The 9,286-nt window shown below is 70.1% G+C and carries 8 protein-coding genes; 4 read left to right on the forward strand and 4 right to left on the reverse strand.

All coding sequences use genetic code 11. From position 1 onward, the window contains the following. Nucleotides 1–32: 32 nt before the first annotated feature. The gene (locus ADK67_RS35465) at nt 33–716 is read right to left on the reverse strand and encodes an aspartate/glutamate racemase family protein (protein ID WP_053720921.1); all 684 of its coding nucleotides are present in this window, start codon (nt 714–716) and stop codon (nt 33–35) included. Nucleotides 717–806: 90 nt separating this feature from the next. Here ADK67_RS35465 and ADK67_RS35470 point away from each other — a divergent pair, with 90 nt between their 5' ends. After that, nucleotides 807–2,429 carry an AMP-binding protein gene (locus tag ADK67_RS35470; RefSeq protein WP_053720922.1) on the forward strand — a complete coding sequence of 541 codons (1,623 nt, stop codon included), beginning with the start codon at nt 807–809 and terminating at the stop codon, nt 2,427–2,429. A gap of 17 nt (nt 2,430–2,446) precedes the next feature. Here ADK67_RS35470 and ADK67_RS35475 read toward each other — a convergent pair whose 3' ends face one another. Then, nucleotides 2,447–4,297 (reverse strand): ABC transporter ATP-binding protein, encoded by a 1,851-nt coding sequence (locus ADK67_RS35475; protein WP_231648505.1) that lies wholly within the window; start codon nt 4,295–4,297, stop codon nt 2,447–2,449. 46 nt (nt 4,298–4,343) lie between these two features. Beyond that, nucleotides 4,344–5,549: an FAD-dependent monooxygenase gene (locus ADK67_RS35480; RefSeq protein ID WP_053720924.1), complete on the reverse strand. Its 1,206-nt coding sequence runs from the start codon at nt 5,547–5,549 to the stop codon at nt 4,344–4,346. A 92-nt stretch (nt 5,550–5,641) separates the two neighbouring features. On the opposite strand from ADK67_RS35480, the gene ADK67_RS35485 reads away from it, so the two are divergent. From ADK67_RS35485 to ADK67_RS35495, 3 genes are all read left to right on the forward strand, one after another. Then, nucleotides 5,642–6,574, forward strand: coding sequence for a TetR/AcrR family transcriptional regulator C-terminal domain-containing protein (locus ADK67_RS35485; protein ID WP_053720925.1), 933 nt, complete (start codon nt 5,642–5,644; stop codon nt 6,572–6,574). A gap of 19 nt (nt 6,575–6,593) precedes the next feature. After that, the gene (locus ADK67_RS35490) at nt 6,594–7,493 is read left to right on the forward strand and encodes a proteasome assembly chaperone family protein (RefSeq protein ID WP_053720926.1); all 900 of its coding nucleotides are present in this window, start codon (nt 6,594–6,596) and stop codon (nt 7,491–7,493) included. A 151-nt stretch (nt 7,494–7,644) separates the two neighbouring features. Then, nucleotides 7,645–7,977, forward strand: a complete 333-nt coding sequence (locus ADK67_RS35495) for a chorismate mutase (protein WP_053720944.1) — start codon at nt 7,645–7,647, stop codon at nt 7,975–7,977. A gap of 132 nt (nt 7,978–8,109) precedes the next feature. On the opposite strand, the gene ADK67_RS35500 is transcribed toward ADK67_RS35495, so the two are convergent. Next, nucleotides 8,110–9,105, reverse strand: a complete 996-nt coding sequence (locus tag ADK67_RS35500) for an LLM class flavin-dependent oxidoreductase (RefSeq protein ID WP_053720927.1) — start codon at nt 9,103–9,105, stop codon at nt 8,110–8,112. Nucleotides 9,106–9,286 lie beyond the last annotated feature (181 nt).

The following is a 9,286-nucleotide window of genomic DNA, read 5'->3' on the forward strand; positions in this document are numbered from 1 at the left end:
TCAGGCCGGGGCTGGGGTTCAGGCCCGCTGGTTCAGGCCAACGCCAAGTCGACGCCCGTCTCCACGTGGATGCGCGTGGAATCGACCAGCGGCACGGTGCTGTCGGACTGGTCGACCAGCAACGTGATCTCGGTGCAGCCCAGGATCACCGCCTCCGCGCCCCCGTCGACCAGCCGTGCCATCACGTCCCGGTACGCGGCGCGCGACGCCGGCTCCACCCGGTTCTTGGTCAGCTCCTGGTAGATCACGTCGTGCACGAGCGTGCGGTCCGGCTCGTCGGGGACCACCAGCTCGATGCCGTGCGCGCTCATGCGGTCGCGGTAGAAGTCCTGCTCCATGGTGAACCGGGTGCCGAGCAGGCCGACCTTGCGGTAGTCGGTCAACCTCTTCGCCGTGGCGTCCACGATGTGCACGAACGGCACCTTGATGGCGTCCGTGATGACGTCGGCGACCTTGTGCATGGTGTTGGTGCACAAGAGCACCAGCTCGGCTCCCGCGCCTTCGAGCTTGCGCGCGGCCTCGGCCAGCACCTCGCCCGACCGCTCCCACTGCCCCGTCCGCTGCAACTGCTCGATCTCGGCGAAGTCGACCGTCAGCAGCAGGCTGGGCGCGCAGTGGTGACCGCCGAGCCTGCGCCGCGTCTCCTCGTTGAGGAGCCGGTAGTACTCGGCGGACGATTCCCAGCTCATGCCGCCGATCAACCCGATGGTTCGCATGGCGACGATTGTGTCGGTCCTCCCCTCCCGGGCAACTGAGAATAGCGTTGTCGCTGGTCACGGGGTTGCGGCCTGCGGTACGGTGCCTTGATGGCGCACCTCAGCTACTCCTCCGGCACCTCGGACGTGCCGCTGTTGGGCGACACCATCGGCGCGAACTTCGACCGCGCGGTTGCCGCGCACGCCGACCGCGACGCGCTGGTCGACCGCTCCACCGGCCTCCGCTGGACCTACCGCGAACTGGCCGCCGAGGTCGACTCCGTCGCGGCCGGGCTGATGGCCTCCGGGGTCGGCGTCGGCGACCGCGTCGGCATCTGGGCGCCCAACCGGGCCGAGTGGGTGGTGGTCCAGTACGCGACGGCCCGCATCGGCGCGATCCTCGTCAACATCAACCCGGCCTACCGGGTGCACGAGCTGGAGTACGTGCTCAACCAGGCGGGCGTGCACACGCTCCTCGCCTCGCCGTCGTTCAAGACCTCCGACTACGCCGGGATGATCGCCGCAGTGCGGCCCCGGTGCGCCGCACTGCGCCAGGTCGTGCTGTTCGACAGTCCCGAGTGGACGGCGTTGCACGCGAACGCGTTGCCGGTGTGGCCGGAGCTGTCGGCGGACGATCCGATCAACATCCAGTACACGTCGGGCACCACGGGATTCCCGAAGGGCGCGACCCTGTCGCACCACAACATCCTCAACAACGGCTTCTTCGTCGGCGAGCTGCTCGGGTACACCGAGGACGACCGCGTCTGCGTGCCCGTCCCGTTCTACCACTGCTTCGGCATGGTGATGGGCAACCTCGCGGCCACCTCGCACGGCGCGTGCGTCGTGATCCCCGCGTCCGCGTTCGAACCCGCCGCCACCCTGCGGGCGGTGGCGGAGGAGCGGTGCACGTCCCTGTACGGCGTGCCGACGATGTTCATCGCCGAACTCGCCGACCCCGACTTCACCTCCTACGACCTGTCGTCGCTGCGCACCGGGATCATGGCCGGCTCGCCGTGCCCGGTCGAGGTGATGAAGCAGGTCGTGGACCGGATGGGGATGCGCGAGGTGTCCATCTGCTACGGCATGACCGAGACCTCGCCGGTGTCCACGCAGACCCGCCGTGACGACTCGCTCGACCGGCGGGTGTCCACCGTCGGCCGGGTCGGGCCGCACCTGGAGGTCAAGGTCGTCGACCCGGACACCGGCCGCACCGTGCCGCGCGGCACACCCGGCGAGCTGTGCACGCGCGGGTACTCGGTGATGCTCGGCTACTGGGAGCAGCCGGACAAGACCGCCGAGGCGGTCGACGCCGCGCGGTGGATGCACACCGGCGACCTCGCCGTGATGGACGAGGATGGGTACGTGAACATCACCGGCCGGATCAAGGACATGGTGATCCGCGGCGGCGAGAACCTGTACCCGCGCGAGATCGAGGAGTTCCTCTACACCCACCCCGACGTGCTCGACGCGCAGGTCGTGGGCGTGCCCGACGCCAAGTACGGCGAAGAGCTGATGGCGTGGGTCCGCCTGCGCCCCGGCGCGCAACCCCTGACCGCCGAGTCGCTGCGGTCGTTCTGCGCCGGCAAGCTCGCGCACCAGAAGATCCCCCGGTACGTGCACGTGGTGGACGAGTTCCCGATGACCGTCACCGGCAAGGTCCGCAAGGTCGAGATGCGCAAGCAGGCCGTGGAGATCCTCGGTCTCGCCGACGCCGACGCGGTCAGGCACGCGTAGGTGCTCGTGGTGCTGGTCTACGACGTTCGCGCCTCCTCTGCGAACTGGGTCCGGTACAGCTCTTCGTAACGCCCGCCCGCGGCGAGCAGTTCGGTGTGGGTGCCGCGTTCCACGACCCGACCGCCCTCCACCACGAGGATCAGGTCGGCCGCCCGGATCGTCGACAGCCGGTGCGCGATCACGACCGCCGTCCGCCCCTGCAACGCCTCGCCCAACGCGGCCTGCACCGCGGCCTCCGAGGTGGAGTCCAGGTGCGCGGTCGCCTCGTCGAGGATCACCACGCGCGGCTTCGCCAGCAGCAGCCGGGCGATCGTCAACCGCTGCCGCTCACCGCCGGACAACCGGTAGCCGCGCTCGCCGACCACGGTGTCCAACCCGTCCGGCAGCGAAGCCACCAGATCGGCCAGCCGCGCCCGACCCAGCACCTCCCACAGGTCGGCCTCGGTCGCCTGTGGCTGGGCCAGCAGCAGGTTCGACCGGATCGACTCGTGGAACAGGTGACCGTCCTGCGTCACCATGCCGAGCGCGCCGCGGACCGAGTCGGCCGTCAGGTCGCGCACGTCCACACCGGACAGCCGCACCGCGCCCGAGTCCACGTCGTAGAGCCGGGGCAGCAGCGAGGCGATCGTGGACTTCCCCGCGCCCGACGAGCCGACCAACGCCACCACCTGGCCCGGTTCGGCCCGGAACGACACGTCGTGCAGCACCTCCACTCCGCCGCGGTTGTCGAGCACCGCGACCTCTTCCAACGACGCCAGGGACACCTTGTCCGCGGACGGGTAGGCGAACCGGACGTTCTCGAACTCCACCGACACCGGACCGTCCGGCACCGACCCCGCCTCGGGCTTCTCGGTGATCAACGGCTTCAGGTCGAGCACCTCGAAGACCCGCTCGAAGCTCACCAACGCGCTCATCACCTCGACCCGCGCGCTGGCCAGCGCCGTGAGCGGCGCGTACAGCCTGGTCAGCAGCAACGCCAGCGCCACCACCGACCCCGGGTCCAACTCGCCGCGCAGCGCGTAGAACCCGCCCAACCCGTACACCACGGCCAACGCCAGCGCCGAGACCAGCGTCAACGCCGTCAGGAACACGGTCTGCACCATGGCCGTGCGCACCCCGATGTCCCGCACCCGCCGCGCCCGCGTCGCGAACTCCGCCGACTCGTGCGCCGGCCTGCCGAACAGCTTCACCAGCGTCGCGCCCGGCGCCGAGAACCGCTCGGTCATCTGCGTGCCCATCGTGGCGTTGTGGTTGGCCGCCTCACGCTCCAGTCGAGCCAGCCGCGTCCCCATCCGCCGCGCCGGCACCACGAACACCGGCAGCAACACCAGCGCGAGCAGCGTGATCTGCCACGACAGGCTGATCATCACCGCCAGCGTCAGCGCCAGCGTGACGAGGTTGCCCACCACGCTGGACAAGGTGTCGCTGAACGCCCGCTGCGCCCCGATCACGTCGTTGTTGAGCCGGCTCACCAGCGCCCCGGTGCGGGTGCGGGTGAAGAACGCGATCGGCATCCGCTGCACGTGGTCGAACACCGTGGTCCTCAGGTCGAGGATCAGGTCTTCACCGATGCTCGCCGACAGCCACCGCGTCACCAGGCCCAACCCCGCCTCGACGATCGCGATGCCCGCGATCACGGCCGCGAGCACGAGCACCACCTGGTACGCCGCGCCGTTGACGATCGCGTCCACGATCCGGCCCGCGAGGACGGGCGTCACCACCGCCAGCACCGCCACGACCACGCTCAGGGCGAGGTACTGGGCCAGCCTCACCCGGTGCGGACGGGCGAACGCCCAGATCCGGCGGAACGTGGCGACGGAGAACGGCCGCTTGTCGTCCTGCGCGTTCGTCACGTGGTAGAGCGACATCCAGGCGGTGGTTTCCATGTCCATGCCCGGAACGTAAGACCTTGAGTCAGCTGGAGGTCAAGCTCCGGGGCCGGTAATCGCGCAACGACACCGTGTTCGCCAGCTTCTGCAGGTCGCCGAACAACCTCGCGCCGCCCGGGATGTGCGGCACGACCCGCATCGTGAAGTCGCGCATGCGGATGAACCTCCGCGACTTCGGCATCAGGCTGCTCACCCCGCCCAGTGCGAACTTCTGACATCTCGCCACGTACTCGCGCATCTCCTCCTCGTACCGTCTGAACGCCGTGGCGTGGTCCGGCGCGGTGGCCAGCTCGCCCGCGAGGACGTACGCGCCGACCAAGGCCATGCTCGTGCCGTTGCCCGCCATCGGCGACGCGCAGAACGCCGCGTCGCCGAGCAGCGCGATCCGACCGTCCGACCAGGTGTCCATCCGGATCTGGGAGAGCCGGTCGAAGTAGAAGTCGGGCGCGTCCCGCATGTCGCCGAGCAGCCGGGGCACCTCCCAGCCGTCGTCCGCGAACGTGGTGGCGATCAGCTCGCGCTGCCGCGCCGTGTCGTGCCGGTCGAACTCCACCGGGGGTGAGGCGAACACGAACATCGCCTTGGCCTCGCCGTCCGGCGTGGGGTAGAGGCCCGCGGTGCGCCCGGGCACGGTGTGCATCAGCTGCCAGCCGTCCAGGTCTTCCCGCTGGGTCGTGCCGAAGATGGCGATGTAGGCGCCCAGGTCGTGCGCGAACCGCGACTCGGGACCGAACGCCAGCGAGCGCACCTTGGAGTGCAGCCCGTCCGCGCCGATGACCAGGTCGAACGTGCGCGGCGCGGCGCGTTCGAAGGTCACCGCCACGCCGGTTCCGGTCTGGGTGAGCGAGGTGATGCCGTCGTCGAAGAGGTACTCGACCCCGGAGCCGGTCGCCTCGTGGAGGATGCGGACCAGGTCGCCCCGCAGGATCTCCAGCTCGGCGATCACGCCGCCCGAGTCGCCCATCGTGTCGGACGCCATGGTGGCGGTGCGCTTGCCCTCGGCGTTCACGAACGCCATGCCTCGCGCGCCCGTGTGGGCCGCGCGCACTTGATCGAGGACGCCCATTCGTTCGGCGACCTCCCGGGCCGTGCCGCGGAGGTCGACGGCCTGGCCGCCGGGTCGCGGCGCGGGCGCCCGCTCGACGAGGGTCGGAGTGAGTCCGTGGTGGCGCAGCCAGTAGGCGAGCGCGGGGCCAGCGACGCTGGCGCCGGAGATAAGTACGGTGTTCATGCGTACACCGTACATCAGTGTTCTGCGTGGTCAATCACTCGATAGTGCACTAGTGCTGTAGCCTTCGGTGCACTACGTTCGAGGAGGCAGGGATGACTGACGCGATCTACCAGCGGATAGCGCGCGAGATCCGCGATCTGATCGAGTCGGGCCGACTGCGACCCGGTGATCGGGTGCCGTCGACGCGCGAGATCACCGTGCAGTGGGACGTCGCGATGGCCACGGCGACCAAGGCGCTCGCCACGTTGCGCATGGAGGGCTTCGTCCGTCCCGTGGCCGGCGTGGGCACGGTCGTGGCGTCGGAAGGTGGGGAGCCTGTGCGACCGCGCGGGCAGGCGACCGACCTGACCGGCGAGCGGCTGGTCCTCGAGGCGGTCCGCCTGGCGGACGCGGAAGGCCTCGATGGGTTGTCGATGCGGCGGGTGGCGTCACAGCTGGGCGTGGCGACCATGTCGCTGTACCGGCACGTCGAGAACAAGGACGAACTGGTCCTTCGGATGATCGACCACGTGTTGCGGAAGGAGGAGTTGCCCGACCCCGCGCCCGAGACCTGGCGCGAGCGGCTGGAGGTGTGCGCGAGGTTGCAGTGGAAGTTGTTCCAGGAACACGCGTGGCTGGCGCCGGCCATGTCGATGACCAGGCCGCAACTGCTTCCCAGTGCGGTCGCGTACACCGAATGGGTCATGCGAGCGCTCGACGGGAAGGGGCTGAACCTGGAGGAGATGATGCACGCCGCCGTGACGATGTTCGGCTTCGTGCGAGGTGTCGCGGTGAACATCGCGCCGGAGGACGAGCAGCGGCGGGACACCGGGATCACCGGTGACGAGTGGATGACCCAGCAGGCGCCGGCCCTGCTGGACATCGTCAGCACCGGGAAGTTCCCGATGTTCACCCGCGCGGTGGCCTCTGACCTGGACTTGGGGTTGGAGACGCTCTTCGAGTTCGGTCTCGCTCGAATGCTCGACGGGATCGGGGAATGGATCAGTGGTCGGTCGACGTTGACGGAGGGGAGGACTGGCATGTGAGCACTTGGGGAGGCACGCGGTGGCGCTGGACCCGGAGGATCTGTTCGAGGTCGACTCCGACGTCCCTGACCTGACCGGAGCGGTGCTGTTGCACCACTTCGACGGCTTCATGGACGCCGGTGCGGCGGGCGGAGCGCTGGTCGCCCACCTGCTGGAGGTGCACGAACACCGGGTGGTCGCCCGGTTCGACATCGACGACCTGATCGACTACCGCGCCCGGCGGCCGACGATGACCTACGCCACCGACCGGTGGGAGTCCTACGACGCCCCCGAGTTGGTCGTCCACCTGATGCACGACGCGGTGGGCACGCCGTTCCTGCTGATGACCGGCCCCGAGCCGGATCGCCGGTGGGAAGCGGTCGTGGCGGCGGTGCGGTCGCTGGTCGAGCGGTGGGGGTTGCGCCTCGCGGTCGGTTTCCACGGCATCCCGATGGGCGTGCCGCACACCCGGAAGTTGTCGGTGATTTCGCACGCCACCAGGCAGGATCTGGTGGTGGAGGGCTCGCCGTTCAGCCGGGTGCAGGTGCCGGGCAACCTGTCGGCGCTGCTGGAGCTGCGGCTCGGGGAGGCAGGCTACGACGCCATGGGCTTCGCCGCGTACGTCCCGCACTACCTCGCGCAGGGCACCTACCCCGCCGCCGCGTTGAGCCTGCTGCAGGCGTTGACGAAGTCGACGGGTCTGGTCATCCAGGCCGCCGCCCTGAACGAGGCGGCCAAGCGGACCGACGCCGAGATCACCCGCCAGGTGTCGGAGTCGGCGGAGGTCGCGCAGGTGGTCGAGGCGCTGGAGCGGCAGTACGACGCGTTCACCGAGGCGTCGGACAACCTGCTCATCAGCGACGACCAGCCGCTGCCCAGCGCGGACGAGTTGGGCGCGGAGTTCGAGCGCTTCCTGGCCGAACAGCAACGCGACCACTGACCACCGACTGATCACGGGTCACTGATCAACGCCAACAACCGGCCAACGCGACCCACTGACCAGCCCGATCCGCAGCGCGGCGCCTCACCGGGCGTGCTGCGGAGCGGTGCCGGGCCATGGTGTGCTGCGCCGGGGTGGTGTGCCGTGGATGATGTTGGGCGTGTCCGACTCTGACTCTCCTTCGTCATCGCAACCAACGTCACTGGCCGAGGTCCGTGCGCGCATCGACGTGATCGACTCGGAGCTGGTGCGCCTGCTGGCGCAACGGCAAGGTCTGGTGCGCGCCGCCGCGTCGTTCAAGACGGACGACCAGGCGGTCCGGGCACCGGACCGGGTCGCCAAGGTGATCGCGTCGGTGCGGGAGCGCGCGTCGGCCGCCGGGTTGGAGCCGGCGGTGGCGGAGGCGGTGTGGCGGGCGATGATCGGCGCGTTCATCGAGGTCGAGCTGGCCCAACACGCGGCAAACGAACACGCCGCTAGCTGACAGCAGGCTGGGGTCGCCCAGGTCTCGGCCGCCCACGGTCGGGCAGCCCAGGCTTCCACTGCCCAGGTTCGACCATTCCAGGACCGACCACCCGGGCTTCGGGCTGAGCGGTGGGCGTGCCGGCGGGGCTGGTCAGAGGTACAGCTCGGCGAGTTGGCGGTACGAGTCGAGCATGGCGGCGCGGTCGTAGGTGCTGGTGGTGACCAGGACCTCGTCGGCGGCGGTGCGGTGGAGGAGGGCGTCCAGGGCTTTGGCGACTTCCGACGGTGTGCCGTAGACGTGTCCTTGGAGGGATTGCTCGAACAGTCTGCGTTCACGGCTCGTCATGGGTTGGGCGAGGATGTCGTTCGGCGCGCTCAGGGGCGGGAACTCGCCTCGGGTGCGTGAGTGGGCCATGGCCCACGCCTCCGGCACGAGGAGGCTCCAGGCGTCCTCGGTGGTGTCCGCGACGGCGACCGTCGAGGAGATCACCACGTACGGGTCTGCCGCCCAGGTCGAGGGGCGGAACTCGGTGCGGTAGGTGGTGATGGCGTCGATCATGGCGTCTTCGCCTCGGAACGCGCCGATGACCAGTGGGACGCCGTGCGCGGCGGCCACGCGGGCGCCGGAGCCGGTGGCGAGGACGAACGGTGACGCGCGGAGGCCGTCGGCCGGGTAGCCGCGCACCGCCTGGTCGCCGGTGAAGTAGCCCAGCAGTTCGGTGAGCCTCGGGCTGAAGTCGGCGGCGTCCTCCTTGTCGTGCCCCAACGCCTTGCGGACCGCCTCGATGAAGCCGACCGACCGGCCGAGGCCCATGTCGATCCGGCCCGGGAACAGCGACTCCAGCACGCCGAACTGCTCGGCCACGACCAGCGGCTGGTGATTGGGCAGCATCACGCCGCCGGTGCCGACCCTGATCCGGGACGTCGCCGCGGCCACGGCGGCGGCCAGCACGGTCGGCGCGGAGCCGGCCACGCCCGGCACGCCGTGGTGCTCGGACACCCAGAAGCGGTGGTAGCCGAGTTCTTCCGCCTGGCGGGCGAACGCGACCGTGTCGCGCAGCGCCTCGGCATGGCCATGCCCGGCTCGCACCCGCGACCGGTCCAGCACGGAAAGCCTCACGACATGGGCAACGGTCTCGGTCGCCATCGCATTCCGGGAAGTGCCGCCACCGCACTCCGGGAAGGGGCGGGAAGGGGAGGGAGGGGAAGGCGGAGGGAGGGAAGGGAGGGAGCGGGGGTCAGAGGCGGGGGGGGGAGGGGGGGAGGGGCGGTTTTGGGGTTGCGGTGGGGTCGGAGGGGGGGGGGGGGGACGATGGGTGTTTGGGGGC

This window comes from Saccharothrix sp. NRRL B-16348 (assembly GCF_001280085.1).
Taxonomy (GTDB): domain Bacteria; phylum Actinomycetota; class Actinomycetes; order Mycobacteriales; family Pseudonocardiaceae; genus Actinosynnema.

Coding starts and splice junctions, on each gene's coding strand:
- ADK67_RS35465 (WP_053720921.1), bottom strand. CDS start 716: ATGCGAACCATCGGGTTGATCGGCGGCATGAGCTGGGAATCGTCCGCC.
- ADK67_RS35470 (WP_053720922.1), top strand. CDS start 807: ATGGCGCACCTCAGCTACTCCTCCGGCACCTCGGACGTGCCGCTGTTG.
- ADK67_RS35475 (WP_231648505.1), bottom strand. CDS start 4,297: ATGTCGCTCTACCACGTGACGAACGCGCAGGACGACAAGCGGCCGTTC.
- ADK67_RS35480 (WP_053720924.1), bottom strand. CDS start 5,549: ATGAACACCGTACTTATCTCCGGCGCCAGCGTCGCTGGCCCCGCGCTC.
- ADK67_RS35485 (WP_053720925.1), top strand. CDS start 5,642: ATGACTGACGCGATCTACCAGCGGATAGCGCGCGAGATCCGCGATCTG.
- ADK67_RS35495 (WP_053720944.1), top strand. CDS start 7,645: ATGTTGGGCGTGTCCGACTCTGACTCTCCTTCGTCATCGCAACCAACG.
- ADK67_RS35500 (WP_053720927.1), bottom strand. CDS start 9,105: ATGGCGACCGAGACCGTTGCCCATGTCGTGAGGCTTTCCGTGCTGGAC.